Annotated in this window: 25 protein-coding genes and 1 tRNA gene; 16 read left to right on the plus strand and 10 right to left on the minus strand. The window is 60.0% G+C overall.

Annotation, left to right across the window (positions count from 1 at the left end; translation table 11 throughout):
* Window positions 1-138: 138 nt before the first annotated feature.
* Window positions 139-1,074, plus strand: a complete 936-nt coding sequence (locus tag ACIOYV_RS14865; protein ID WP_054048845.1) for a Ppx/GppA family phosphatase — start codon at window positions 139-141, stop codon at window positions 1,072-1,074.
* On the opposite strand, the gene ACIOYV_RS14870 is transcribed toward ACIOYV_RS14865, so the two are convergent.
* The 3 genes from ACIOYV_RS14870 to ACIOYV_RS14880 are packed head-to-tail and all read right to left on the minus strand — an operon-like array spanning window position 1,065 to window position 2,732.
* Window positions 1,065-1,538 (minus strand): hypothetical protein, encoded by a 474-nt coding sequence (locus tag ACIOYV_RS14870; protein ID WP_401324610.1) that lies wholly within the window; start codon window positions 1,536-1,538, stop codon window positions 1,065-1,067. The two genes, ACIOYV_RS14865 and ACIOYV_RS14870, sit on opposite strands and share 10 nt — an antisense overlap.
* A 48-nt stretch (window positions 1,539-1,586) precedes the next feature.
* A complete protein-coding gene (gene mug / locus ACIOYV_RS14875) occupies window positions 1,587-2,096 on the minus strand; it encodes a G/U mismatch-specific DNA glycosylase (RefSeq protein WP_401324612.1) in 510 nt (169 codons plus the stop codon).
* A gap of 12 nt (window positions 2,097-2,108) precedes the next feature.
* Complete coding sequence (locus ACIOYV_RS14880) at window positions 2,109-2,732, minus strand: TetR/AcrR family transcriptional regulator (protein WP_401324614.1); 624 nt, start codon at window positions 2,730-2,732, stop codon at window positions 2,109-2,111.
* A 225-nt stretch (window positions 2,733-2,957) separates the two neighbouring features.
* On the opposite strand from ACIOYV_RS14880, the gene ACIOYV_RS14885 reads away from it, so the two are divergent.
* The 5 genes from ACIOYV_RS14885 (at window position 2,958) to ACIOYV_RS14905 (ending at window position 9,195) form a co-directional block, all read left to right on the plus strand.
* Window positions 2,958-4,085 carry an HlyD family secretion protein gene (locus ACIOYV_RS14885; RefSeq protein ID WP_401324616.1) on the plus strand — a complete coding sequence of 376 codons (1,128 nt, stop codon included), beginning with the start codon at window positions 2,958-2,960 and terminating at the stop codon, window positions 4,083-4,085.
* Window positions 4,085-5,557, plus strand: a complete 1,473-nt coding sequence (locus ACIOYV_RS14890; protein ID WP_401324618.1) for a DHA2 family efflux MFS transporter permease subunit — start codon at window positions 4,085-4,087, stop codon at window positions 5,555-5,557. The genes ACIOYV_RS14885 and ACIOYV_RS14890 overlap by 1 nt, the downstream gene beginning before the upstream one ends.
* Window positions 5,558-5,577: 20 nt before the next feature.
* Window positions 5,578-7,044: an efflux transporter outer membrane subunit gene (locus tag ACIOYV_RS14895; RefSeq protein ID WP_401324619.1), complete on the plus strand. Its 1,467-nt coding sequence runs from the start codon at window positions 5,578-5,580 to the stop codon at window positions 7,042-7,044.
* Between the two features lie 31 nt (window positions 7,045-7,075).
* Window positions 7,076-8,032, plus strand: coding sequence for an aldo/keto reductase (locus tag ACIOYV_RS14900; protein WP_401324621.1), 957 nt, complete (start codon window positions 7,076-7,078; stop codon window positions 8,030-8,032).
* A 227-nt stretch (window positions 8,033-8,259) separates the two neighbouring features.
* A complete protein-coding gene (locus ACIOYV_RS14905; protein WP_290027011.1) occupies window positions 8,260-9,195 on the plus strand; it encodes a LysR family transcriptional regulator in 936 nt (311 codons plus the stop codon).
* Window positions 9,196-9,249: 54 nt separating this feature from the next.
* Here the strand turns inward: ACIOYV_RS14905 and ACIOYV_RS14910 are convergent, their stop codons facing one another.
* Both ACIOYV_RS14910 and ACIOYV_RS14915 read right to left on the minus strand, forming a co-directional pair.
* Window positions 9,250-9,507, minus strand: a complete 258-nt coding sequence (locus ACIOYV_RS14910) for a DUF2790 domain-containing protein (RefSeq protein ID WP_054615344.1) — start codon at window positions 9,505-9,507, stop codon at window positions 9,250-9,252.
* A gap of 147 nt (window positions 9,508-9,654) precedes the next feature.
* On the minus strand, window positions 9,655-10,509 hold the full coding sequence (locus tag ACIOYV_RS14915; RefSeq protein WP_401324624.1) for a LysR family transcriptional regulator: 855 nt from the start codon (window positions 10,507-10,509) through the stop codon (window positions 9,655-9,657).
* A 134-nt stretch (window positions 10,510-10,643) separates the two neighbouring features.
* Here ACIOYV_RS14915 and ACIOYV_RS14920 point away from each other — a divergent pair, with 134 nt between their 5' ends.
* The 5 genes from ACIOYV_RS14920 (at window position 10,644) to ACIOYV_RS14940 (ending at window position 15,010) form a co-directional block, all read left to right on the plus strand.
* Window positions 10,644-11,696, plus strand: a complete 1,053-nt coding sequence (locus ACIOYV_RS14920; protein ID WP_401324625.1) for an agmatine/peptidylarginine deiminase — start codon at window positions 10,644-10,646, stop codon at window positions 11,694-11,696.
* Window positions 11,697-11,700: 4 nt separating this feature from the next.
* Window positions 11,701-12,609, plus strand: a complete 909-nt coding sequence (gene aguB / locus ACIOYV_RS14925) for an N-carbamoylputrescine amidase (protein ID WP_401324627.1) — start codon at window positions 11,701-11,703, stop codon at window positions 12,607-12,609.
* A 2-nt stretch (window positions 12,610-12,611) separates the two neighbouring features.
* Window positions 12,612-13,709 carry an extracellular solute-binding protein gene (locus ACIOYV_RS14930; protein ID WP_401324629.1) on the plus strand — a complete coding sequence of 366 codons (1,098 nt, stop codon included), beginning with the start codon at window positions 12,612-12,614 and terminating at the stop codon, window positions 13,707-13,709.
* Window positions 13,710-13,729: 20 nt separating this feature from the next.
* Window positions 13,730-14,848 (plus strand): agmatine/peptidylarginine deiminase, encoded by a 1,119-nt coding sequence (locus tag ACIOYV_RS14935; RefSeq protein WP_401324631.1) that lies wholly within the window; start codon window positions 13,730-13,732, stop codon window positions 14,846-14,848.
* Window positions 14,849-14,935: 87 nt separating this feature from the next.
* A tRNA-Gln gene (locus ACIOYV_RS14940) sits at window positions 14,936-15,010 on the plus strand.
* Between the two features lie 66 nt (window positions 15,011-15,076).
* On the opposite strand, the gene ACIOYV_RS14945 is transcribed toward ACIOYV_RS14940, so the two are convergent.
* Window positions 15,077-15,328, minus strand: a complete 252-nt coding sequence (locus ACIOYV_RS14945; RefSeq protein ID WP_401324633.1) for a hypothetical protein — start codon at window positions 15,326-15,328, stop codon at window positions 15,077-15,079.
* 159 nt (window positions 15,329-15,487) lie between these two features.
* On the opposite strand from ACIOYV_RS14945, the gene ACIOYV_RS14950 reads away from it, so the two are divergent.
* Window positions 15,488-15,823 carry a hypothetical protein gene (locus ACIOYV_RS14950; RefSeq protein ID WP_401324635.1) on the plus strand — a complete coding sequence of 112 codons (336 nt, stop codon included), beginning with the start codon at window positions 15,488-15,490 and terminating at the stop codon, window positions 15,821-15,823.
* A 124-nt stretch (window positions 15,824-15,947) separates the two neighbouring features.
* Here the strand turns inward: ACIOYV_RS14950 and ACIOYV_RS14955 are convergent, their stop codons facing one another.
* Window positions 15,948-16,856 (minus strand): AraC family transcriptional regulator N-terminal domain-containing protein, encoded by a 909-nt coding sequence (locus ACIOYV_RS14955; protein WP_401324637.1) that lies wholly within the window; start codon window positions 16,854-16,856, stop codon window positions 15,948-15,950.
* A 138-nt stretch (window positions 16,857-16,994) separates the two neighbouring features.
* Between ACIOYV_RS14955 and ACIOYV_RS14960 the strand changes: the two genes are divergently transcribed.
* The 3 genes from ACIOYV_RS14960 to ACIOYV_RS14970 are packed head-to-tail and all read left to right on the plus strand — an operon-like array spanning window position 16,995 to window position 19,130.
* Entirely contained in the window at window positions 16,995-17,738 is a 744-nt protein-coding gene (locus tag ACIOYV_RS14960; protein ID WP_401324639.1) for an SDR family NAD(P)-dependent oxidoreductase, read from the plus strand.
* 16 nt (window positions 17,739-17,754) lie between these two features.
* Window positions 17,755-18,156: a VOC family protein gene (locus tag ACIOYV_RS14965; RefSeq protein WP_401324641.1), complete on the plus strand. Its 402-nt coding sequence runs from the start codon at window positions 17,755-17,757 to the stop codon at window positions 18,154-18,156.
* The gene (locus ACIOYV_RS14970; protein ID WP_401324643.1) at window positions 18,153-19,130 is read left to right on the plus strand and encodes a saccharopine dehydrogenase family protein; all 978 of its coding nucleotides are present in this window, start codon (window positions 18,153-18,155) and stop codon (window positions 19,128-19,130) included. Before ACIOYV_RS14965 ends, ACIOYV_RS14970 begins: the two co-directional genes overlap by 4 nt.
* 107 nt (window positions 19,131-19,237) lie before the next feature.
* Here the strand turns inward: ACIOYV_RS14970 and ACIOYV_RS14975 are convergent, their stop codons facing one another.
* Window positions 19,238-20,044, minus strand: a complete 807-nt coding sequence (locus ACIOYV_RS14975; protein ID WP_401324645.1) for an SDR family NAD(P)-dependent oxidoreductase — start codon at window positions 20,042-20,044, stop codon at window positions 19,238-19,240.
* Window positions 20,045-20,151: 107 nt separating this feature from the next.
* Here ACIOYV_RS14975 and ACIOYV_RS14980 point away from each other — a divergent pair, with 107 nt between their 5' ends.
* Window positions 20,152-20,682 carry a MarR family winged helix-turn-helix transcriptional regulator gene (locus ACIOYV_RS14980; protein WP_401324647.1) on the plus strand — a complete coding sequence of 177 codons (531 nt, stop codon included), beginning with the start codon at window positions 20,152-20,154 and terminating at the stop codon, window positions 20,680-20,682.
* A 178-nt stretch (window positions 20,683-20,860) separates the two neighbouring features.
* Here ACIOYV_RS14980 and ACIOYV_RS14985 read toward each other — a convergent pair whose 3' ends face one another.
* Both ACIOYV_RS14985 and ACIOYV_RS14990 read right to left on the minus strand, forming a co-directional pair.
* Window positions 20,861-21,892, minus strand: coding sequence for an NAD(P)-dependent alcohol dehydrogenase (locus ACIOYV_RS14985; RefSeq protein WP_401324649.1), 1,032 nt, complete (start codon window positions 21,890-21,892; stop codon window positions 20,861-20,863).
* Between the two features lie 65 nt (window positions 21,893-21,957).
* Window positions 21,958-22,863 (minus strand): LysR family transcriptional regulator, encoded by a 906-nt coding sequence (locus ACIOYV_RS14990; protein ID WP_401324650.1) that lies wholly within the window; start codon window positions 22,861-22,863, stop codon window positions 21,958-21,960.
* Window positions 22,864-23,040: the final 177 nt, after the last annotated feature.

The raw sequence follows: 23,040 nt of genomic DNA on the forward strand, positions 1-23,040 counted from the left end.
GACGAAGTGGTGACGAAAAGGCTGTAGGACATGAGATACGCGGTGTCATCTTCGTGTCACCTAAGCCATGGCAAGATCTTCGCAAACCGTCTTGAAGGCCCCGATTGCGGGCGAATGAATCTGCCAGGAATCCCTACCATGAAAGGAGACGCTTCTCTGTTTGCGGCCATTGACCTGGGGTCCAATGCCTTTCGCATGATGATTGGCCAATCGGTCCGGCGGAATCAGCAGTTCGTCATCCAGGAAGTGAAAACCCTGCGCGAGCCGGTGCGTCTGGCCGAGGGGTTACAGGGTGGGGCACTGGATGAGTTGGCGCTGGACCGTGGCTGGCAGGCGCTCGCGCGATTTGGCAAGAAGTTGCGCGGCTTTGAGTCGTGCCGGGTGCGGGCAGTGGCCACCAGCGCGGTGCGCGAAGCCGAAAATGCGCAACTGTTCCTGGCCAGTGCCGAGCGACATTTGGGGTTTCGGATCGACGTCATCTCCGGGCAGGAGGAGGCTCACCTGGTGTACGCCGGGGTTGCGCACACGCTGCCGGGTGCAGAGAGTCAGCGTCTGGTGGTGGACATTGGCGGCGGCTCGACCGAGTTGATTCTGGGGCGCGGGACTCAGCCACTGATGACCGAAAGCATTGCCATCGGCAGCGGCACCTTCGGTTCACGTTACTTTCATGGCGGTCGCATCACCGCCCAGGCGCTGCTGGAGGCCGAGCGCGTAGCCTCGTTGCAGTTTGAAAAAGTCGCCCGGCGTTATCGCGCGCTGGGCTGGCAGGAAACCATCGGCTCTTCCGGCACCGCGCGGATGCTGGCCAAAGTGCTCAAGGCCAACGGCCTGAACGACGATGGCCAGAGCGGCATCACTTACGGCGGGCTGTTGCGCCTGTCATTGCGCCTGCTCGAAGTCGGGCACGTCAAACAACTCAAACTGGCCGGGTTGCAGACTCATCGGCTGAGCATTCTGCCCGGCGGCCTAGTGGTGATGCTGGCGGCGTTCAAGGTGTTTGGCATCTCGCACATGACACCCTCCGAACCGGGGTTACGCTTTGGTGTGATGCATGGGTTGATGAGTCAGCATTGATCGCCGGCAGTACCCATCGCTGGCGCTGTTGCGTAATCCGTCCGGGTCTTGCCCTGGCGGTCGCGGAAGGTGAAGTGGCTGAGAAAAAGGCATAGGCCAAGGCCCAGCATATCGGCGACAAAATTGGCGTAGGCAGAGCTGAACGGAATGCCGTTTTCTCGCGGGTCCACATACATCTCGTTGTACGCCGACAGGAACAGCACAATGATCAAGCCACCCCATGGACTCCACGGGATTCCATCCTTCAGCACGTGAAAATTTTCCCGCAACGAGCGCTTGAAAAACCGCGACGGGACGGTCACGTAGCCCAACGACATTGCCGCGCAGAAGCCATACAGGAAGTGGCAGAAGTTGTAGCTCCAGACAATGATGTTGAACACATTGAGCTGGACCAGCAAGAACGTGCCAAAGATCACCACGCACAGCAGAAACGGGGTGTGGGTCGAGCGTTGGGTGAACAGCATTGAAGCTCCTTGAGGGGGGAATTGATCCGTTGGGTAATGCTACCGGAGTCAGGCTCCATTTATCGCGGCTAAATAGAGCTGGTGGTACGCGTCCACCAGTTGATCTTGCGTAAATGCCAGGTTTCGTCCGCTGGGATTGGGCAGGATCCACACCGCTGCACCTGCAAATGTCCTTGGCTGAAGCCCCCACGCAATCGTTCGTTGGCCGGATAGCGCGCAGTACGCCGCTTTGCCGAGAAACGCGACGAAGCGCGGCGCATAACGAGTGATCTTTTGTTCGAAGGCCGCAGCCGCTGCGGCGAATTCATGTTGCGACAGTTGATCCGCCCGCGCCGTGGGCCGGTCAACCACGGCGGTTAATCCACACTGGTATTGCAAGATCGTCCGGTCGTGTTCCGGACGCACTTCCTGCGGCGTGAAGCCAGCGAGGTGCAACGTGCGCCAGAAACGATTGCCCCGGCCGGCAAAATGATGCCCCTGCGCTGCAGCCAGCATTCCCGGGTTGATCCCGCAGAACACCACCGCCAACTGCTCGGCCAGAATGTCTTCGAGCCCCACCTTAAAAGCCCCTCATCCGCAGATGACGCTGACCGCGTTGCGCGCCAGTTCCGTCAGTTCATCCCGGGATTTGCCTGCTCGTGCGCGTATAGAAATGCTGTGCAGCAAGGAGGACGCGAGAACGGCGAGGGCCGCCGGGTCAGCGCCTTCTTTCAATTCGCCCGCGCTGACGGCGGTTTGCAGACGGACTTCGAGATCGGCATCCAGCCGGCTCAGTCGATCGGAAAGCACGTCGCGAATTTCCTGATCCTCCACGGCTTCGGTGGTCGCCGTACCAATCGCAAAGCAGCCACGCGGTTGGCCTTCGCCCGAGAAGTAGATCGACAACTGCCCTTCGTAAAAACGCATCAGCGCCTCGCTCAAGGTCAGCGTGTTATCCGTCAGCGCCTCGTGCATGGCCGCTGCGGCGAACTCCCAATATTGCTCAAGCGCCTTGATGTACAGCGCGTGCTTGTCACCGAACGCGGCATACAGGCTGGGGCGATTCATGCCGGCGGCGGTGGCGATGCTGTCCAGCGAGGCGCCGGAATAGCCGGTGTTCCAGAACACACCAAGCGCTTGCTGCAAGGCTGTTTGCGGGTCATACGCGCGAGGGCGACCACGTCCTTTTCCTTCGCTGATCTTTTTTTGTGCCATGTCGTATAAAACTCTTGATGGAAGGTGGGTGCGTCTATATTCTTACATCATCGCACAAAATTAAGGAACCAAAAATTCCTTGGCTTCAGGTTTGTTGTAGCGGAGCTCGAACTGGGTGTTGCGGCGACGAAACAAGTGCGGTGGAGCGATCCTCCAGACCGCACACGGAATGGCTGTTTCTTAAGGGTGCTATCCCCAATTCCCCGGTTATAGGTGCATTCGATCATGACTAAACAGTTCGACATCTCAGCAACACAGGCCATAGAGCATCCTGGCCCGGACCTGCCCATCAAAAAGCACCTCAGAGAGAAACTGCGGCCGTTTCTGATGATTGGTTTTCCAGTGCTTTTCGCAGCCGTCGGGTATGCGCACTACGTGGCCGGCGAACCCTTCGTCACCACTGATAATGCCTACGCCCGGGTGGCCAAGGCCTCGATCAACGCGCGCATTTCCGGGCAAGTCGTGGAAATCGCAGTCGAGGACAACCAGCCGGTTCACAAGGGCCAGGTGCTGTTTCGCATCGACCCGAAACCGTTGCAGATCGCGGTTGATCGAGCGCAAGCACAATTGAGCGTCGCGCGGCTGCGCATCGATGGCCTCAAGGCCAGCTACCGCCAGCAACAGGCCGAATTGCAATCGGCCAAAGAGTCGGCCGGTTTCGACCAAAAGGAATTTGCCCGCAAGAAAGCGCTGGTGGCGACCGAGTTCGTCTCCAGGGCTATTTATGAGCGCGCAGACACCGACCTCAAGGTTTCCCGTCAGCGGATCGCGTCGATCGAACAACAGATCGCCAGCACCATGGTTGCCTTGAACGGCGACCCCGACATCGACGCCGACAACCACCCGACGGTGCATGAGGCCAAGGCCCAGCTCGACGAGGCGCAGCTCTACCTGTCGTACGCGACGGTGTATGCGCCGGACGATGGCATCGTCGCCAAGGTCGACGATTTGCAGGTGGGCAACTACGTCAACAACGGCGCGCCAGCCTTTGCGCTGCTGTCTGATCGTGAGGTCTGGATCGAGGCCAACTTCCGTGAAACCGACGTCACTCATATGCGCCCAGGCCAGGAAGCCACGATCAGCATCGACACCTACCCTGATCACGTTTTCAAGGCTCACGTCACCAGCATGAGCCCGGGTGCTGGCGCGGATTTCGCCCTGTTGCCGCCGGAAAACGCCACTGGCAACTGGGTCAAGGTAGTCCAGCGGGTGCCGGTTCGTCTTGAACTTGATGAGGCCAATCCGGCGCTGCCGTTGTTCTCGGGCACCAGCGCCACGGTCAAGGTCGATACCGGTTTTCGCTCGCCATGGTGGCGTCCGTTCAAAACGCTGCTGACCGCAGGAGCCTTCTGATGAACACCCATCTTGCCGGGCCTCAAGGTGCGGGGGCATTAAGGTTCGCCGCACTGCTCGCAACCTACATGCAGTCGGCGAACCTGCCATTACCCAATGCTGTACTGCGCTTGATTCAGGGCAGCCTGTCGATGACCGATGATCAGGCAGGCTGGATCTTCACTTCGTACCTCGCGGCGAGCGCGATCACTTTGCCGATTGCGCAGTGGCTCGCCGGGCGTTATGGCTTGAAGCGGGTTTACCAGATCGCGCTGGCGTGCTTCGTCCTTGGCTTGCTGCTGGTGACGCAGGCGACAACCTCGCTGGAATTCATCGGCGCACGGATTGTTCAAGGACTGGCAAGTGGCGTGCTGGCGCCGCTGTCGATGGCGATTGCCATGGAGACGTTGCCACTGCCCAAGCGCGCCAAATTTGGCGCAACGTGGACGGCCATCGTGCTCATTGGCATCGTCAGCGGCCCGAGCATCGGTGGCTGGATCGGCGAGCATTTCGGCTGGCGCCCGATCTTCTACATCAGCCTGCCGGTGTCGGCGTTTGTCTTCCTGGCGATGGCGTTGTTGCTCACCGAGAAGAAGGCCGAGAAGCGCCCGACGTTCGACTTTTTCGGCTTCGGCACCTTCACGCTGGGGTTGATCAGCCTGCAGATGTTGCTCGATCGCGGTGAGCGCCTGGACTGGTTTGCCTCGACCGAAATCTGGCTGGAGGCGCTGGGAGCTGCGCTGGGTTTCTACTTGTTCCTTGTGCATGTGTTCACCGCCAAGGTGCATTTCCTCAACAAGCGTTTGTTCGACGACCGCAACTTCGTGCTGTCGACCGTGATCTTTTTCGCCGTCGGTTTCGTGCTGTTGTCGACCATGGCCCTGACCTCGCCAATGCTCGACGAGATTCTCGGCTACCCGCCTGACACCACCGGTTCGCTGACGATCCCGCGCGGCATCGGCCTGGTTGGCGCGTTTCTGCTGATGGGCCGGGTTCCCGAGCGTTTCGACCGTCGGCTGTTAGTCGCGGCGGGTGTGGCCCTGGTGATTTATGCCAACTGGATGATGCTCGGCTATTCGCCGTTGATGGACTGGACGCCAGTGGCGGTTGCCGGCGCTGTTCAGGGGATCGGTATCGGCATCTTGATGCCGGCGCTGACCAAGGTTGCGTTCAGCACCCTCGACCCGGCGCTGCGCCCGGAAGGCACGGGGCTGTTCAACCTGTCACGGGTCTACGGCAGCACGTTGGGCGTGGCGATTGTGCAGCTGTTTTTCTTCAACAACACCCAGGCGATGCACCTGGCGCTGGTCAGCAACATCACGCCGTATCGCGCCGAGATGCCGTCCCTGCAAGCGCTGGCGGGACTCAATGAAATGATCACCGGGCAGGCGGCTTTTATCGCGGTGGTCGACCAATTCAAGATTTTGATGGTGGCGATGCTGGTGGTGAGCCCACTGGTTGTCTTCCTTCGTAAACCCGTTCCGACCAACTAATTTGTCGTGGAGTGTGCCCAATGAAATCCCCTGCGCTTTTCATCAACAGACATCAGCTCCCGAGAGTGGTCGGTGCGATGTCGTTCATGGTGTTCCTGTCCGCCTGCACCGTCGGCCCGGACTTTCAAACGCCTGCGGCCAGCGAGTCGCAACACTATGACCAGCAGGCCGAACAGCAACTCGCTCAAAACATCAGCTACGGCAAGAACATCAACGGTGATTGGTGGACTGCTTTTCGCTCGTCAAAGCTCGACACGCTGGTGCGCCGCGCCATCGATGGCAACCTTGATCTCGTCGCGGCGGATGCAACGATTCGGCAAGCAGCGTCCTCGGTCGCGGCGGCGGAAGGGGCGCTTTATCCGCAAGTGGATTTCGGCGCTCAGACGGGTCGTCAACGCACCCATAACGGACCTGAGCCAAGCGTTTCGAACTTCTACGCAATCGGGCCGCGAGTTGGCTTTGACCTGGATGCGTTCGGCGGCAACAAGCGTCTGGTCGAACAACAGCAAGCGTTTACCCAGTTGCAAAAGCATCGCTACGAAGCGGCGTACCTGACCTTGACCGGCGATGTCACCAGTCAGGCGTTGTTGCTGGCGTCCGCCAACGCGCAGATGAAGGCCGTTGAAAAGTTGCTGGCCAATGACGCCAAAAACCTCGAACTGGTCCGCGCGGCGCATGCCAATGGCGCGACGACGCAGATCGACGTGTCGCTGGCCGAGACCCGTCTGGCCCAGGATCGCACGTTGTTGCCGCCCCTCGCACAGCAGCGCGATTCGGCTCGCCATGCGCTGTCGATCCTGACGGGCAAAGGCCCGGCTGACTGGATCGCGCCTGAGTTCGAACTGGCCGAGTTTGCCTTGCCGTCGAACGTGCCGGTCAGTCTGCCTTCGGAGATGGCCCGCAACCGGCCGGATGTCCTGCAAGCCGAGGCCGAACTGCACATGGCCAGCGCGGCGGTAGGTGTCGCCACCGCCAACCTCTATCCGCATGTCGAGCTTTCGGCCTCACTGGCGCAAGCCGCGTCTGGCAATGGCGGCGCGGCGCTGTGGGGTTTTGCGGCGGGGCTGACGGCACCGATTTTCAATGGCGGAACGCTCAAGGCTGAACGTCAGGCCGCCGTCGATGGCTACCAGGCAACTCTCGCCGGTTACCAGCAAACCGTTATCCAGTCGTTTGGCCAGGTCGCGGACACCCTGCAAGCGATCAACCATGACGCCGAGCAAAACCTCGCCCAGGAAGACGCGTTGCGTGCCGCCGACACGAGTTTTCGCTTGAACCAGCAAGCCTACGCCCAAGGTGAGAACAGCATCCTGCAAGTGCTGGAAGCAGAGCGTGCCTATGAGCAAGCGCTGTTGGGGCAAATCCGCGTTAAGACGACGCAGTACCTCGACACGGTGCGGTTGTACGTGGCACTCGGCGGCAACTCCATCGGCGTGTTCGAGCAGAAAGTCGCGTCTCGCGAAGCACCGAAACATACGTATCAATAACGGCTGCGGCCCCAAGTTGTGGAGTAACGACATGTCATACGAAGCTTTTCACGATGGACTTCGCGATACCCGGTTCGCGCTTAATCACGGGTCGGTTGAAATGCCGGCCGTAGGGTTCGGCACGCTGTTTCGCGATCTGAGCGTCACCACGCAAGCGGTCAAGCATGCGCTGGACGCCGGGTTTCGCCATTTCGATTGTGCGGAACGGTATCGCAATGAAGACCAGGTTGGCGTTGCAATAAAGGACGCGCTGGAGGCAGGTACGATTCGCCGCGAGGATTTGTTCATCACCACGAAACTGTGGAACACCAACCACCGTCCCGAGCGGGTCGAACCTGCATTCGAGGCCAGTTGCCGGCGTCTACAAGTTGACTACATTGATTGCTACCTGATCCATACGCCGTTTGCTTTTCAGCCCGGTGATAACCAGGATCCGCGGGATGCGTTCGGGCATGTGATCTACGATTCGGGCGTGACGTTGCTTGAGACCTGGCGTGAGCTTGAACGTCTGGTGGATGAAGGGCAATGCAGGTCCATCGGCTTGTCGGATATTACGCTGGAGGCGTTGAAAGAGATCGTGGCAGCCGCCCGGATCAAGCCTGCGGTGGTGCAGGTGGAATCCCATCCTTATCTGCCGGAATGGGAACTGCTGGAGTTTTGTCAGCAACACGGCATCATCGTCCTGGCGTTTGCGCCACTGGGCCACGGCATGGAGCCGAACGTCCTGGAAGATACGGTGATCACCGGCATCGCCAAACGCCTGCAAAAGACCCCGGCGCAAGTGGCACTGGCCTGGGCGGTGCAGCGTGGCGTGGCGTTCCTGACCACGTCGGCGACACCGAGCCATATCCAGGAAAACATCAATATCGAGACCTTGCCGCAAAGGGCCATGCGTGAGATCAAGGAAGAGATTACCACCCGAGTGCGCTTCAACTCGGTGGTGGAGACTGGAGTACCCGGGTTTATTCCGCGGAAGAAACCCGAGTAAACCCGGTCACTTGGACTGACACCGAACCTGTGGGAGCGAGCTTGCCTGTGGCGAGGGGGCTTGCCCCCGTTCGGCTGCGAAGCAGTCGTAATCCACTGCACTCGGTGTCCGTGACACACCTCGGTTGCAAGTTTTGGGGCCGCTGCGCAGCCCAGCGGGGGCAAGCCCCCTCGCCACAGGTATTGTGTCCGCCTTGATTTTTATTCCAGGCCATTGAGGTGCCATTGATGGACGTTTTCCAAACCATGCGGGTCTTTATCGCCGTCGCACAAAGCGGCAGCTTCACGGCGGCGGCCGACCTGCTGGACACCACCACGACCAACGTATCCAAAGCGGTATCCAGCCTGGAAGCCCGGCTGCAAACGCGCCTGATCAACCGCACCACCCGACGCCTGGCCCTGACCGAAGCCGGTCATCGTTATCTACAGCGCTGCGAGAAAATTGTGGATGAGGTGCGTGAGGCCGACGAAGAGGCGGGCACCGCCCAGGTCATGCCGGTAGGCCGGCTGAAGATTCATGCGATGGCCGCCATCGGCAATCATTACGTGATCGACGCCATCGCCAAATACCGGGAGACGCATCCCTCGGTCATGTTCGATCTGACCCTGACCAATCGCCTGCCGGATTTGCTGGAGGAGGGCTATGACATGTCGATTGTGCTGGCGCGGGATCTGCCCGACTCCGGCTTCGTCGCCCAGCGGCTCGGCATCACGTTCAGCATCCTGTGCGCGTCGCCCGCGTACCTGAAGAAGCGCGGAACCCCCGAGTTGCCGGATGCGTTGGCTGCACATGATTGTCTGCGGATTGTGAACACGGTAATGCCGGTTGAAAACTGGGCATTCGAGGGGCCGGACGGCGGGGTAACGGTGACGATTCCCGAGTCGCCCATTCACGTCAACACGGCGGACGCCATGACGGTTGCCATACTCAGCGGGATGGGAATCGGGATTCAGCCGATTGCCTCGGCGGTCGATGGCTTGCGGGCCGGCAAGTTGGTGCGCGTGCTGCCGGACTACCATCTGGAAGAGTTGAATCTGTTTGCGATCTACCCGTCGCGCAAGTTCGTGGACGCGAAGATAAGGACATGGGTGGAGTTTCTTAAAGACTACATTCCGGGCATGTTGGCCGCAGATGCAAAAGTCGTCGGGTCATCAAACAAGTAATAGTAGCTGGCGCCGCAGGTATGGAGTGTCGACCCTCCATCTTCTGCACCGGGCTCAACCGTTCGAACAGCCAGTGCCCATCACGGAATACTGCAGGATGTGCCGTTGACCTTTCGAGTCTTCATAAGTCATCTGGGTCGGCACCGGGCCACATGTATCGGCGGTATCCGAAATCGAAATGACTTTTTGAATGTCGAGTTTCATGCCGTAGCTGTAACTCTCGACCGGTGTGGTGCTGGTCGCGTCGTCTGCAAAGGCAGGTGCACCGATACCGATAAGGGCCAGAAAAATTGCTGCACTTGAAAGTTTCATGATGTTCACCGTCTCGTCCAAGGATTGGTTGTTTACCTCGGGAAGCTGTTTGCTCACCGGGTAGAGACGATGCTAGGTGTTTGGCTTTGCCCCAAACAGCGGGGCACAGGACAAACACTGTTGCCGGATTCCGCATGAATTGAATCGTTATGCCGCTTCCAACTGATTCAGCAGCCACTCATTGAAACTTCGCGCATTGCTTTCACTGTCGCGATGAGTCAGCAGCGCCCAGTTCGGGCCGCGAATGGTTTGCTCCACCAAAGGTTGCAACAACCCATTAGTGCGCGCCTGACAACTCAAGAGTTCGCTGACCAGCGCGATACCCAGCCCCGCACACGCCGCATCGAGCAGCAGGCCCGGATCAGAAAAATTCAGCCCCTGATCCTGCTGGCCGACATCGACGCCAGCCTCCACCGCCCAATGACTCCAATCCATTTCACGCTCGCCGTGCAGGGTGGTGCGCTGCTCCTGCGGCAACGCCAACACGCTCGGATGGCAGGCTGGATAGAGGCGATCGGTGTGCAGCACTTTGAAGCTGCATTCGGCTTGGGAGCTGATGTCGTCACGCAGCGCGATGTCGATGGTCTGGGTGGTCATGTCCGGGACTTCGTCGGTGCTGTAGATCCACAGATCGACCTCCGGATGCTGGCGACGAAAATCCCCCAGGCGCGGCAGCAACCAGTGACGGGCGAACGCCGGCGTGGTGTTGAGCACCAGTTGATTGGGTTTCTGGTATTGCCCGAGGCGGCGAATGCCGACGGCCAATTGTTGCAGCAGCGCCTGGGTGGTGCTGAGCAAATCCTGGCCGGCATCGGTCAGGCTGACGCTGCGCCCACTGCGGAAAAACAGCGGTTGTTCGAGGTAGGCCTCAAGGCTGCGAATCTGCTGACTGATCGCCGATTGGGTCAGGTTCAGCTCGGTGGCGGCCTTGTGAAAACTGCCCAGTCGCGCGGCGGCTTCAAAGCCGCGAAGGGTGCTGAGCGGGGGCCAGTGCTTGAGCATATCGATAAGTTCCTCTAATCAGTTTTCCACTAAATCCATCGTTTGTTCGCCCGATTTTACAGCCGTAGCATGCATGCCAAGCCCATCGAGGCAGTTTTCATTGAACACAATGACTTAACTAAAAGGTGTTTGTCATGCAGCAAGAAAAAAATCAAAGCAATGGCTGGATGATGCCGGCAGAGTGGGTCAAGCACGCCGCGACCTGGATGGTCTGGCCGCATAACCAGGCGCTGTGGGAAGCGGGTTGGCGCGTGACCTTGCCGGCAGTGCAAGAAGATTTCGCTCGCGTGGCCAATGCGATTGCCCGTTTCGAACCGGTGAAAATGGTCGTCGATCCTTCGGCTATCGCCAGTGCCAAAGCGCTGTGCGGTCCCAACATCGAATTGATCCCGTTGGCGGTGAACGACAGTTGGTGCCGCGACTCCGGCCCGAGCTTCGTCTGCCATCCGCAACAAGGCCTGGCCGGGGTGAGTTGGCGTTTCAATGCTTGGGGCGGCAAGTCGGCCCACGACCTGGATGAAGGTCTGGCGCGCCGTGCACTCAATCACCTCGGCGTGCCGTGCTTCGGCACACCGTTGAGCAACGAAGGCGGGGCGATTCATGTCGACGGCGAAGGCACGCTGATCACCACCGAATCGGTGTTGCTCAACGCCAATCGCAACCCGGACACCAGCAAAGCCGAGATGGAAGAAATCTTCACCCGCTTGCTGGGCGTGAAGAAAACCATCTGGCTGCCAGGCGATCCGGATTACGTGACCGGCGACATGACTGACGGCCACGTCGATGGCGTCTGCGCCTTCGCCCGTCCCGGTGTGTTGCTGGTGGACGCGACCCACGACAAGCAGTCGGTGTACGCCGAAGTCGCTCGCGAAAACCGCCGTGCACTCGAGCTGGCCACCGATGCCCAGGGGCGCAAATTCGAGCTGATCGAGTTGTACGAAGCCACCGATGCCGTGGACACCGAAGCCGAAGTGTTCTGTGCGTCCTACACCAACTTCTACATCGCCAACGGCGCGATCATCATGCCGGCTTACGGTATCGACGCCGACCACGCGGCGGCCGAAGTGTTGGCTCAAGCGTTCCCTGGCCGCGAAGTGGTGCCGGTGCGGATCAATAATCTCGCCCATGGCGGCGGCGGGGTGCATTGCATCACCCAGCAGCAGCCTGCCTGGCCGGTGGAGGGTTGAGATCATGACCCTGTTGACGATTGCGACTACCCAGATGCCGTGCACCTGGGACCTGCAACACAACCTCGATCATGCCGAGCAATTGGTGCGTGAGGCCGCAGCGAAAGGCGCCCAGGTCATCCTGTTGCAGGAGCTGTTTGCCACGCCGTATTTCTGCATCGAGCAAAGCCATAAACACCTGGCGCTGGCCGAAGAATATCGGGACAGCCACGTACTCAAGCGGTTTTCCGCGTTGGCCAAGGAATTGGGCGTTGTGCTGCCGCTGAGTTGGTTCGAGAAGGCCGGCAATGCCTACTTCAATTCCCTGAGCGTGGCCGATGCCGATGGGCGCTTGTTGGGGGTGTATCGCAAGACCCACATCCCCAACGCCATCGGTTATCAGGAGAAGGAATATTTCAGCCCCGGCGATACCGGTTTCCGCGTCTGGGACACCGCGTTCGGGCGCATCGGCGTGGGTATCTGCTGGGATCAGTGGTTCCCCGAAACCGCACGTTGCCTGGCGTTGATGGGCGCCGAAGTCTTGCTGTTTCCCACGGCCATCGGCTCCGAGCCGGGCTGTGCTGCGCTGGATTCCCGCGATCACTGGCAGATGACCATGCGCGGGCATGCGGCGGCCAATCTGCTGCCGGTGGTGGCGTCGAATCGCGTCGGCCGAGAAGCGGCGACTACCGATCCGGCCTTGCAGATGAGCTTCTATGGCTCGTCGTTTATCTGCAACCACAAGGGCAAGTTGCTCGCCGAGGCCGACCGTGACAGCACCGGCGTACTGGTGCACAGCCTGGATTTGTCGCTGATGCGCGAAGAACGCCTGAGCTGGGGCATCTATCGCGATCGTCGTCCGGACATGTACGGCGCGCTGTTGAGCCAGGACGGTCGTCACCTTCATTCACGCTGGGCCACTCAAGGGGTTTGATCATGCGCATTGCCAACCAACTGTTGCTCGCGGCCCTGACGCTGGCGTGTGCCACGCCGTCGCTGCATGCCGAAGAGAAAACCCTGCGGTTGTACAACTGGGCCGATTATTTTGCCGAGGACACGCTGAGCAAATTCACCACCGATACCGGGATCAAGGTGATCTACGACGTCATGGATGGCAGCGAAACCCTGGAAGCGAAAATGCTCGCCGGTGGCAGCGGTTATGACCTGATCTTCCCCGGAGATACGGTGTCCGAGCGCCTGATGCGTGCCGGCAGTTTGCTGCCGCTGGATCAATCCAAGCTCACCGCTGTGGGCGACATCGAACCCGGCTTGCAGAAACTGCGCACCCATTACGAGTACTCAGGCAAAGCCACCGTGCCCTACACCTGGGGCACCATCGGCCTGACCTACAACGCCGAGCAGATCAAACAGCGTCTGGCGGATGCGCCGGTCAACAGCCTCGACATGCTGTTCAAACCGGAACTGGCGGCCAAATTTGCCGACTGCGGCATCTCGATGATCGACTCGCCCGACGAAGTGTTGGCAGTGGTACTCAATTACCTCGGTCGCGATCCTCGCAGCGCCAAGCCGCAAGACCTGGCCGCAGCGAGTGAGCTGCTGATGAAAGTGCGCCCGTACATTCGCAAGTTCCAGTCGCAACCGGTGACCGATCTGGTAAACGGCAACCTGTGCCTGTCCCTCGGCTACAGCGGCGACATGACCCAGGCACAACGCACGTCCGACAGCGCTGGCAAGACCACTTCGTTCCAGTACCGCATTCCTCGTGAAGGCACCACGGTTTGGATGGACACCATGGCGATTCCGGTGGATGCCAAACATCCGGAGTACGCCTATGCGTTCATCAACTTCGTCATGCGCCCGGAGAACATGGCCGCCATCAGTAACTTCACCGGTTACCCGACTTCCAATGCCAAGGCGCGCCCGAGCGTCGATGCCGCGATGCGCAACAACCCGGATATTTACCTCGACGAAGCCACCTATGCGCGGCTGATTACCGGCAAGGACATTCCCCAATCCGATATGCGCGCGCGGATGCGCACCTGGACCAAGTTCAAAACGGCCACCGCAAAATGACTTCACAAAGGGAGCAATACATGTCGACGCGTCGTGAGTTCATCAAACAGGTTTCGGTGGTTGCCAGCCTCGGCGCTGTCGTGTCCATGGGGCTGACGCCGTCGCTCTTGCACGCGGCCACCTCGGGTGTTTGGCACATGCCGGACGAGGGCGATAAACATAAGCGGGCTTTCATCGCGTTTGGCGCCCAGGACGCGATCTGGGAGGATTTCACTGCCGACGTGCAAGCCGCCATCGGCCTGATCGCGCGCACCATCGCTCGTTATGAACCGGTGACCGTGTTCTGTCGTCAGCGTGAACGGGATCTGGCCGAGGAACACTGCGGCACCACCAACATCACCTACGTCATCACCGAACTCGATGACATCTGGATGCGCGACATCGGCGCCAATTTTGTGGTCGATGGGCAAGGCGAACTGGGCGCCGTGGACTTCAACTTCAACGGTTGGGGCAACAAACAACAGCATCGCAAGGATGCGAAGTTGGCGGCTTTGGTCGCGCGCAACGCCGAGGCGGAGTATCTGCGCAGCGAACTGGTGGGCGAGGGCGGTGCGATCGAAGTGGACGGTCACGGCACCGGGATCATGACCGAAAGCAGCTGGATCAACAGCAACCGCAATCGCGACTGGAGCAAGGCCGAGGTCGAGCAAGAACTGAAGACGCGCCTGGGTTTGCGCAAAATCATCTGGCTGCCGGGGATCAAGGGCAAGGACATCACCGACGCCCACGTCGATTTCTATGCGCGCTTCATCAAGCCAGGCGTGGTGATCGCCAACCTCGACAACGATCCCGCGTCATACGATTACAAGGTCACCCGAGTGCATCTGCAAATTCTGCAAAACGCCACGGACGCCGATGGCCGCAAGCTCCAGGTGCACACCGTGTCGCCACCGCTCAAACCGCGCCAGAGCAAATTCAACCGCAACAACCCGGACTTTGCGGCCGGCTACATCAATTACTTTGTGATCAACGGGGCGATCATTGCGCCCGAGTTTGGTGACAAAGCGGCGGATGCCAAGGCTTTTGAGCTGTTGTCGGGGCTCTACCCGGACCGCGAAGTAGTGCAGCTCAACATCGATGCCGTGTCTGCCGGAGGTGGTGGAATTCACTGCGTAACTAGCCATCAACCGTTCGTCTAGGGACAAGTGGCTGTTTTAAAACAAAAAATATGCGTAAGGGGGCTTTTCATACGCGGCGAAAGTTGATAAATTTCCGCCCGCTCTTGCAGGGGCGTCGCCAAGCGGTAAGGCAGCAGGTTTTGATCCTGCCATGCGTTGGTTCAAATCCAGCCGCCCCTGCCATATTCCTTATAGAAAAGGGGACAGATCGACTGATCTGTCCCCTTTTTTGTTCTGCATTGTCAAAGCTTATAGCTGATCCGGCTGCGTCAGCCACATCCCCACCACGCGCCGATCCAGCTCCTCCCAATCCGCCATTCCCAACACCCGCGTAGTGTTCAAACCGCGCAAATAACCGCGCAACTGATGAGCCGTGGCGCGCACTCGATCCGAATCGGCGGCGTTTTCACCGAGCACGGTTTCGTACTCGACCAGGTATTCAGCCACCCGGTCACGGAACTCGGGCAGGACGGCATCGCGAATCAGGTCAAAAGTACGCACGGGGAAATCCTTTTAGTTGTAGTCGGGCTGGCTGGCAGTCTGCACGCGGCGCAACTATTGGTTCAAGCAATAGTGACAATCAAGAATCACAAGTTCTGCTTTGCCGGGTAAACGTCGAAAATCGCCTCCATCGAAAACGTTGCTCAAGGAACATGTGCGATGAAGACACTGAGCCAACTGGCTGTCATGACCCTGCTGCTAGCCGGTTGCGCCTCGGCGCCGAATGACCCGACGCTGACCCTGCAGACGAAAAAAACGCCTGCCGAATACGCTGATTGCGTCGTGCCCAAACTTCAAGGCAGTGCACTGGCCCCGACCGTCTCGCAAACCCAGCGCAGCTACCGGATCGTGGTGCCGAGCAAAGTCACGGCGAACAATGTGCTGGAAGCCTACAAGACATCGAGCGGCGGCAAGGTGTTTGTGTATGAGCGCCAATTGCTGGCGTCGAGCTTCATGCCATCGAGTTTCGAGCGCGCCGCGCAGGAATGCCTGTAACCGATCAACGTTTTTACCGATGCTCCTTTGGTTGGCCGCAACCAACCAATTTTTTGCCCCGCACCCCATTGGGTCGCGGGGCTTTTTTTGCGTGCAGGTTTTTACGCCGCAGTATCCAGTTCGCTTAGTTGAAGGCCGATGAATCAATCCGCCCTTTGGTTTCGCCGACGATCCTCGCGGCGTCCCGTGCTGGCGGCAGGCCAAAGATCCGCGCGTAGTCACGGCTGAACTGGGTCGCGCTTTCATAGCCAACCTCGAACGCCGCGCTGGTCACGCTCTTGGCGCTGGACACCATCAGCGATCGGGCCTGCAGCAGTCGAACCCGTTTCTGATATTGCAACGGGCTCAACGTGGTGACGGCTTTGAAGTGTCGGTGGAACGCGGACACGCTCATTGCCGCTTTCTGGGCGAGGGCTTCAACCCGGATCGGTTCGGCGAAGTCGCGGCGGATCCACTGAATCGCCAGGCTGACCCGTGCCATAGCGGTATCCGGCGCCGCAATTTCACGCAGCATCCAGCCATGCGGGCCTTGCAACACGCGGTAGAGGATTTCCCGCTCGTAGGCGGGCGCCAGCGCCGCAATGGATTCAGGATGGTCCATCAATCGCAGCATGCGCAGCCAGGCGTCCATCAATTCCGGCGTGACAGCGGCTACGGAAAATCCGGCGTCGTGTTCGTAGCGTCTGGCCGGCATTGGCACGTCTGCCAGCAACGTTGAAAGCACCGTCGGGTCCAACGTAAGGCTGACTGCCAGGTAGGGTTCGCCCGTGACGGCCGGGTGCACGGTGCCCACCGCCGGCAACTCGATGGACATGACAAAGTAGGTCGCCGGGTCATAGCGCAGCGTGCGATCGCCGACGGTCATGGATTTACTGCCCTGCAGGATCAGGTTGATCATCGGGTCATAAACCGCGGCCAGCATGTGCTCCGGGATGGCGCCCTGGACCATGGCGACGCGCGGGATGCCCGTCTCCGTGCGGCGGTTTTCGGCCCGGGAAGCCAGGGCGCGAAGTTCATTCAGTGGGTTTGTCATAGGGGCCATCTGAACTCAAGGTGATGCGCCCCGGCAAGCAAAAAGCAGAAACAGGCAGGATTCGGGCAGGAACGGCTGCGCTCGTGGCGATGGCGATGATTACTGTGGTGGCTCATCCCAGCGACAATGGAGCAACGAATGAGCGTAATCGTTATCACCGGAGGCAGCAGGGGCATCGGCGCCAGCACCGCCGAACTGTGTGCCGAGCGCGGCATGGGCGTGATCCTGACCTACAACAGCCATGCTGATTCAGCCGACGCCGTCGTTCGACGTATTCAGGCAGCAGGCGGCAAGGCTGTGGCGCTGGAACTGGACGTCGCGGAGGTCAGCGGTTTCTCGCGTTTCCGAGAGGCCGTGCAACAAGCCTTGCAGGTTACTTGGGACGTGGCAACGCTCGGCGGTCTGGTGAATAACGCCGGGCATGGCTCGTTCAATCCCCTTGAGTCGGTCACCGAGGCGCAGTTTGACGGCTTGTTGAATGTGCACCTCAAAGGCCCGTTTTTCCTGACCCAGGCCTTGCTGCCGTTGATGGAAGAGGGCGCCAGCATCGTCAATCTCACCAGCGCCACGACCCGCGTGGCCACGGCCGGCGTCGCGCCGTATGCGGCGTTCAAGGGCGGACTCGACGTGTTGACTCGCTACATGGCCAAGGAGTTCGGCCCTCGGCGCATCCGTGCCAACGCCGTGTCGCCGGGCGCGATCCGCACCGAACTGGGCGGCGGTTTGAATGATGAGTTCGAGAAGCTGCTCGCCTCGCAAACCGCCCTCGGCCGGGTAGGCGAGCCGCAGGACGTCGCTCGCGTTATCGCGATGTTGTTGTCCGAAGAAGGACGCTGGATCAATGCCCAGACGATTGAAGTCTCGGGCGGCTACATCATCTGATTAGCGAGGTTGCCCCATGCTTGACCATATTTTTATCTCGGTAAGCGACATTCAACGTTCGATCCGCTTCTACACGGCGGCGCTGACCCCGCTGGGGATTACCGCGCGGCTCGATTACGACGGCAAGGACGGACCTCCCGGCCACCCGGACCTCAAGGGGTTTGGCGCTAATGGACGGGTTTTCTTCTGGTTGCGCGAGGGCGTGGTGGAAGGGCGCGCCGTACATGTCGGCTTCGTGGCGAACAGTCAGGCCGAGGTCCACGCCGCCTACACAGCCGCCATGGAAAACGGTGCTGTCGACAAGGGTGCGCCTGGCGCGCGCCTGCATTACGACCCGAACTACTACGCCGGCAATGTCCTTGATCCGGACGGTTACAGCCTCGAATTCGTCTACAAAAACTGGCAGCACACCCAATGAAAACACTGATGATCTACGGCGCGACGGGCTACACCGGTCGCATGGCTGCCGAGCACGCCAAGGCACAGGGATTGAATGTTGTCATCGCAGGGCGCAATGCCGAAAGACTGGCATCCCTCGCCGCACAGCTCGACGTTCCCTACCGCGTCTTCACCGCCGATGCCCATGCTGCGCAAGCCCTGGACGGCATCAGCGTGCTGCTGAATTTCGCCGGGCCTTTCGCCAAGACCGCAGAGGCGCTAATGCAGGCCTGTATCCGGGCCGGGGTCGATTACCTCGACATCACGGCCGAGATCAATGTCTATCGACTGGCCCAACGACTGGGTGCGCAGGCTGCCGAAGCGGGTGTCATGTTGCTGCCCGGCGTTGGCTGGGACGTGGTGCCGACTGATTGCCTGGCGATGCACGTCGCGCGCCGTGTGCAAAACCCTCAATCGCTGCGGGTGGCGCTGCAGGTCGCGGGCTCCATGTCTCGGGGGTCAGCCATGAGTGTCAGCGAAATCATTGGCGCCGGCCTTCTCGCGCGGGTTGACGGACAACTGGTGGCCACACCGGATGCGCAACCCCGACACTTTGATTTCGGTGAAGGCCCGGCACTCTGCGCGCCGCTGTCCTTCGGTGACCTGGTCACTGGCTGGCATTCCACCGGTATCGCCAATATCGGCATGTTCGTGCACATCAGCGGCGATGCGTTTCCCGAGGGCGACTTGTCACTACTTCCCGACGGCCCAAGCACCGAGCAGCGTGAAGCTCATCGCGCCCGGGCAGTGGCTGAAGTCACCGGCGCTGACGGTAGCGTCGCGCGCTCGGTGATCGAGACCGTCAACGGTTATAGCTATACGCCTATGGCTGCCGTGGAAGCGGCGCGCCGGGTATTGGCCGGTGAGCGGCGAGCCGGTTTTGAAACCCCTGCGCGCGTATTCGGAATGGGTTTCGCCGAGACGATTGCCGGGACGGCCATCACCGATTTTTAGGGCGTTGTAGCGCGTGAATGTTGCGTTCATCGAAGATGGATATTCGTAGAATGCAAATATTTAAGCGGTAAAAAAGCGGCCCTGAATCCCAGGGCCGTTTGAGGTGGTCATGCAATCCGATAACGCGAAGCCGGCGTGCCGGTTTGCGTCGCGGCGAAGAGTGCCGCGCTGGCGGTGGCGTATTCTTCCCACAGGCGCTGATCCTCGACCGAAGGCCAGGTGATTGCTTCACCGTTGTCCAGGCCGGCGAGTGCGGCGTCGACGCAGTTTTCAGCGCTCATCACCGTGTCTTTTCCGAGGGCCGAGAGCGGCACGCCGGAGACGCCTTCGGTCCAGATTTCGGTGGCGGTCGAGGCTGGCAGCACCACCTGAACCTTCACGTTCGAATCGGCTTTGGCCAGTTCGTCCTGAATGCCCCGGCTGAAGGCCAGCACGTAAGCTTTGCTGCCGCTGTACACGGAACTGATCGCCCAAGACTGGACGGCCAGCACCGATGCGACGTTGATGATGGTGCCCGCGTTGCGCGAAACGAAGGCGGGCAGGGCGGCTTGAGTCAGGCGGGTCAACGCAATGATGTTCAGCGACACCTGGGTCATGGAGTCATCGATGGATGAGTCTGCCAGCGGGCGCAACTTGGCGAGCCCGGCGTTGTTGACCAGCAGTTGCACGCTGGTATCGCTGCTCAGGACCTGTTCCACCTTGGCGACGTCCGCCTCTTTCTCAAGATCCGCCACCAGGCTCTGGACGCTGACGCCGTAGGTGCTGGTCAATTTGTCGGCCAGCGCTGCCAGGCGATCAGCTCGCCGAGCCACCAACACCAGGTCATAACCGCGTGCCGCCAAGCGGTCGGCGTACACGGCGCCGAGGCCTGAGGATGCACCCGTCACAACAGCAGTTTTCTTCGATGTAGTCATGATCTTGCCTCTTTAGGTTTAGTGCTCAAGCTAATAGTTGAGGCCGCAAGTGTAAGATCGAATGACTGGGGCTTGTCAATAGTGTTGTACTCAACCATCATCTCGCCATGAACAAAATTCCCGGCAATTCCACAGCAACAAATGACGCACCTCAGGACCAAATCGAAGAGAAAAGCGCCTTCGAGGTCCTGGTGTGTACCAATACCGCCCTCAGGCTCGCGGCGCGCCGCTTGGGAAACCTGTACGACGATGCCCTCGCCCCCGTGGGGTTGAAGGCGACGCAGGTTTCACTTCTGGCGGAAACCAATCGGATGGCGGCCGCCAACGCGGGAAAGGCGCCGACCTTGCAGGACTTGGCAGCAAAACTGGCGATCCAGATTTCGGCCCTGACCCATGCGCTTAAACCGCTGATACGCGATGGCCTGGTCGAGCTTCAAGCGGACGAACACGACCGGCGCACCAAACGCGCGGTCCTGACCCTGGCGGGCACCAAACTCTTGCAGGAGGCGATCGTGCACTGGGGCACGGCTAACCAGCGTGTCGAAAAGGTGTTGGGGGCCGAGGCGGCGGCCTCCTTGCGAGCGGTCGCCGACTACGTGGCGTCTGATGAGTTTCTGGCTGCCTACAGCGGGAACTGAAGGTGATCAGCCGAACCTGTGGCGAGGGAGCTTGCTCCCGTTGGACTGCGCAGCAGTCCCCTTCTTTTCAGGTAGAGAAGGGGCCGCTTCGCAGCCCAGCGGGAGCAAGCGCCCTCGCCACAAATGGTTCTGCGCTAACCCCACCGCTTAACTGACTGGCATTAGCGTGTGCGCCTGGTTATTTACTGGCGTCCAGCACCACGCGATAGCGCGCCTTGCCACTGCGCAGGTGATCGACGGCTTCATTGACCTGGCTCATTCCAAACATCTCCACCTGCGGCAGGATCTGATGCCGGGCGCAGAATTCCAGCATGGTCGCCGTGTTGCTGGGCGAACCGACTGGCGAACCGGACAAAATCTTTTGCTGGGGAATCAGGTCAAACACGCTGACGGGAATGGCGCTGGGGACAATGCCCACGAAATGCAGGCGACCCTTGCCACGCAGGGTGCCGAGCATGGCGGTCCAGTCGAGGTTGGCGTTGGCGGTGACCAGCAGGAAGTCGAGGGTGCCGGCAATGGCTTTCAGTGCACCACTGTCGGTCGAGGCGATCACATTGTGCGCACCCAGGCGCTTGGCTTCGTCGGCCTTGTTCAGCGACGAGGTAAATGCCGTGACTTCGCAGCCCCAGGCGTTGAGGAAGCGCAGGGCCAGGTGCCCGAGGCCGCCGATGCCCACCACACCGACCCGGTCGATAGGCTTGATGTTGAATTCCACCAGCGGGTTGAATACGGTCGAGCCAGCACAGAACAGCGGTCCGGCCATGGCCGGGTCGAGGTTGTCCGGTATCGCCAGGGCCCAGGCCCAGTGCGAACGCAAGCGGTCGGCGAAGCCACCGTTGCTGCCGATGATGGTGGGTTTGACGGTGCCGCACAGGTGATGGTCGCCGCCGATACACGAGGTGCAATGCATGCAGCTGCCCTTGTACCAGCCGATTCCCACCCGCTGTCCCACTTCGAGACCGCGTACCTGCGTGCCCACTCGCACGATTTTGCCGACCACTTCATGACCGGGAATAAACGGGTATCGGCTGACGCCCCAATCGTTATCGATCAGCGATTGGTCGGAGTGGCAGACACCACAATACTCCACGGCCACTTCCACTTCTTCTTCCCCTAACGGGCCGGGGTCGTAGCTGAAGCGCTCGAGTGGCGCACCGGCCGCCGTTGCAGCCCAGCCAGTAAATTTTGTGAGTTCGGGATGGTCGCTCATGAGATACCTCCTTATCAGACAACGAGGTTTTTTTGGCGAAGCCAGAGAAGTGTAGCCGCTGCTGTTCAGGGCTCGGCGCTTTGTTGCACGAACCGATCAATCAACCACTTCGCCGCAGGGCCCGGAGGTTGATCACTGCGATAGATGGCGTCGAAGGCATAGATCCCGCTGGAGTATTCCGACAGGTTCAAGCGCACGAGCCGACCGGCCTCCAGATCTTCCCGCACCATAGTGATCGGCATGTTGCCCCAGCCAATACCCTCACGCAGCAACATGTGCTTGGCCCCCAGATCGGCCAGGCGCCAGGTTCGGGTACTGAGCACGGCGAAATCCTTGTCCTTGGTCAACTGCGAACGGTCGGACAGCACCAACTGGATGGATTCACGTCCGGCGCCGGGCACGTTCTGATCCGTTGACGCCAGCGGGTGATGGGGGGCCGCCACCGGAATCAACTCGACGCTGCCCACGCCGATTCTTTCAATGCCTTCGATACCTTCATTCATCGGACCGCTGACGCCGACCGCCGCGCCGCCGTTCAGCACCAGTTGGGTGACGGCGCCGAGCGCTTCCATATGCAGGTGCAGGGCAACCGTCGGAAACTCTGCGCGAAATGATTTTAGCGCATCAACCACCCGCTCGGCGGGGAGCATGACATCGAGCACCAGGTGAACTTCAGCTTCGAGCCCTTGCAACAAGCCTTTCACTTTGGCGCGCAAGGCATGAATGCCGTTGGTGATGGTTCTGGCCTCGGCCAGCACCGTCAGGCCTGCATCGGTCAACTGCGGTTTGCGCGTGGTATGGCGGTCAAACAACGACACGCCGAGTTGCAGCTCAAGGTTGGCGATTGAATAGCTGATGACCGACGTGGCCCGGTGCAGCTTCCTCGCAGCACCGGCAAAACTGCCGACCTCTACCACCGTCAGGAATACGCGCAATTGGTCGAGTGTCGGTGTGCCGGGTTCAGACATCATGTGGGTTTCCTTGGGCGCGTCGCTGAGCGGTCTGCACGATTGTCTCCTCTGTTTATTAAGGGAGGTAGCTTGCCTATTTTTTCGAACCTAATGATCTAAATTAGTCAGCTATTCAGGTTAGCTGGCCTGGCGCAAGATTTCCTCACTGCAGCGATGCACTCCGAATCGCGCAACATT

Source organism: Pseudomonas sp. NPDC087342 (assembly GCF_044744265.1).
In the GTDB taxonomy this organism is placed as follows: domain Bacteria; phylum Pseudomonadota; class Gammaproteobacteria; order Pseudomonadales; family Pseudomonadaceae; genus Aquipseudomonas; species Aquipseudomonas nunensis.

Excerpts from the sequence above, each read along its gene's own strand:
- ACIOYV_RS14865 (WP_054048845.1), top strand. The coding sequence starts at position 139 with ATGAAAGGAGACGCTTCTCTGTTTGCGGCCATTGACCTGGGGTCCAAT.
- ACIOYV_RS14870 (WP_401324610.1), bottom strand. The coding sequence starts at position 1,538 with ATGCTGTTCACCCAACGCTCGACCCACACCCCGTTTCTGCTGTGCGTG.
- ACIOYV_RS14880 (WP_401324614.1), bottom strand. The coding sequence starts at position 2,732 with ATGGCACAAAAAAAGATCAGCGAAGGAAAAGGACGTGGTCGCCCTCGC.
- ACIOYV_RS14885 (WP_401324616.1), top strand. The coding sequence starts at position 2,958 with ATGACTAAACAGTTCGACATCTCAGCAACACAGGCCATAGAGCATCCT.
- ACIOYV_RS14890 (WP_401324618.1), top strand. The coding sequence starts at position 4,085 with ATGAACACCCATCTTGCCGGGCCTCAAGGTGCGGGGGCATTAAGGTTC.
- ACIOYV_RS14895 (WP_401324619.1), top strand. The coding sequence starts at position 5,578 with ATGAAATCCCCTGCGCTTTTCATCAACAGACATCAGCTCCCGAGAGTG.
- ACIOYV_RS14900 (WP_401324621.1), top strand. The coding sequence starts at position 7,076 with ATGTCATACGAAGCTTTTCACGATGGACTTCGCGATACCCGGTTCGCG.
- ACIOYV_RS14905 (WP_290027011.1), top strand. The coding sequence starts at position 8,260 with ATGGACGTTTTCCAAACCATGCGGGTCTTTATCGCCGTCGCACAAAGC.
- ACIOYV_RS14910 (WP_054615344.1), bottom strand. The coding sequence starts at position 9,507 with ATGAAACTTTCAAGTGCAGCAATTTTTCTGGCCCTTATCGGTATCGGT.
- ACIOYV_RS14915 (WP_401324624.1), bottom strand. The coding sequence starts at position 10,509 with ATGCTCAAGCACTGGCCCCCGCTCAGCACCCTTCGCGGCTTTGAAGCC.
- ACIOYV_RS14920 (WP_401324625.1), top strand. The coding sequence starts at position 10,644 with ATGCAGCAAGAAAAAAATCAAAGCAATGGCTGGATGATGCCGGCAGAG.
- aguB (WP_401324627.1), top strand. The coding sequence starts at position 11,701 with ATGACCCTGTTGACGATTGCGACTACCCAGATGCCGTGCACCTGGGAC.
- ACIOYV_RS14930 (WP_401324629.1), top strand. The coding sequence starts at position 12,612 with ATGCGCATTGCCAACCAACTGTTGCTCGCGGCCCTGACGCTGGCGTGT.
- ACIOYV_RS14935 (WP_401324631.1), top strand. The coding sequence starts at position 13,730 with ATGTCGACGCGTCGTGAGTTCATCAAACAGGTTTCGGTGGTTGCCAGC.
- ACIOYV_RS14950 (WP_401324635.1), top strand. The coding sequence starts at position 15,488 with ATGAAGACACTGAGCCAACTGGCTGTCATGACCCTGCTGCTAGCCGGT.
- ACIOYV_RS14955 (WP_401324637.1), bottom strand. The coding sequence starts at position 16,856 with ATGACAAACCCACTGAATGAACTTCGCGCCCTGGCTTCCCGGGCCGAA.
- ACIOYV_RS14960 (WP_401324639.1), top strand. The coding sequence starts at position 16,995 with ATGAGCGTAATCGTTATCACCGGAGGCAGCAGGGGCATCGGCGCCAGC.
- ACIOYV_RS14965 (WP_401324641.1), top strand. The coding sequence starts at position 17,755 with ATGCTTGACCATATTTTTATCTCGGTAAGCGACATTCAACGTTCGATC.
- ACIOYV_RS14970 (WP_401324643.1), top strand. The coding sequence starts at position 18,153 with ATGAAAACACTGATGATCTACGGCGCGACGGGCTACACCGGTCGCATG.
- ACIOYV_RS14975 (WP_401324645.1), bottom strand. The coding sequence starts at position 20,044 with ATGACTACATCGAAGAAAACTGCTGTTGTGACGGGTGCATCCTCAGGC.
- ACIOYV_RS14980 (WP_401324647.1), top strand. The coding sequence starts at position 20,152 with ATGAACAAAATTCCCGGCAATTCCACAGCAACAAATGACGCACCTCAG.
- ACIOYV_RS14985 (WP_401324649.1), bottom strand. The coding sequence starts at position 21,892 with ATGAGCGACCATCCCGAACTCACAAAATTTACTGGCTGGGCTGCAACG.
- ACIOYV_RS14990 (WP_401324650.1), bottom strand. The coding sequence starts at position 22,863 with ATGATGTCTGAACCCGGCACACCGACACTCGACCAATTGCGCGTATTC.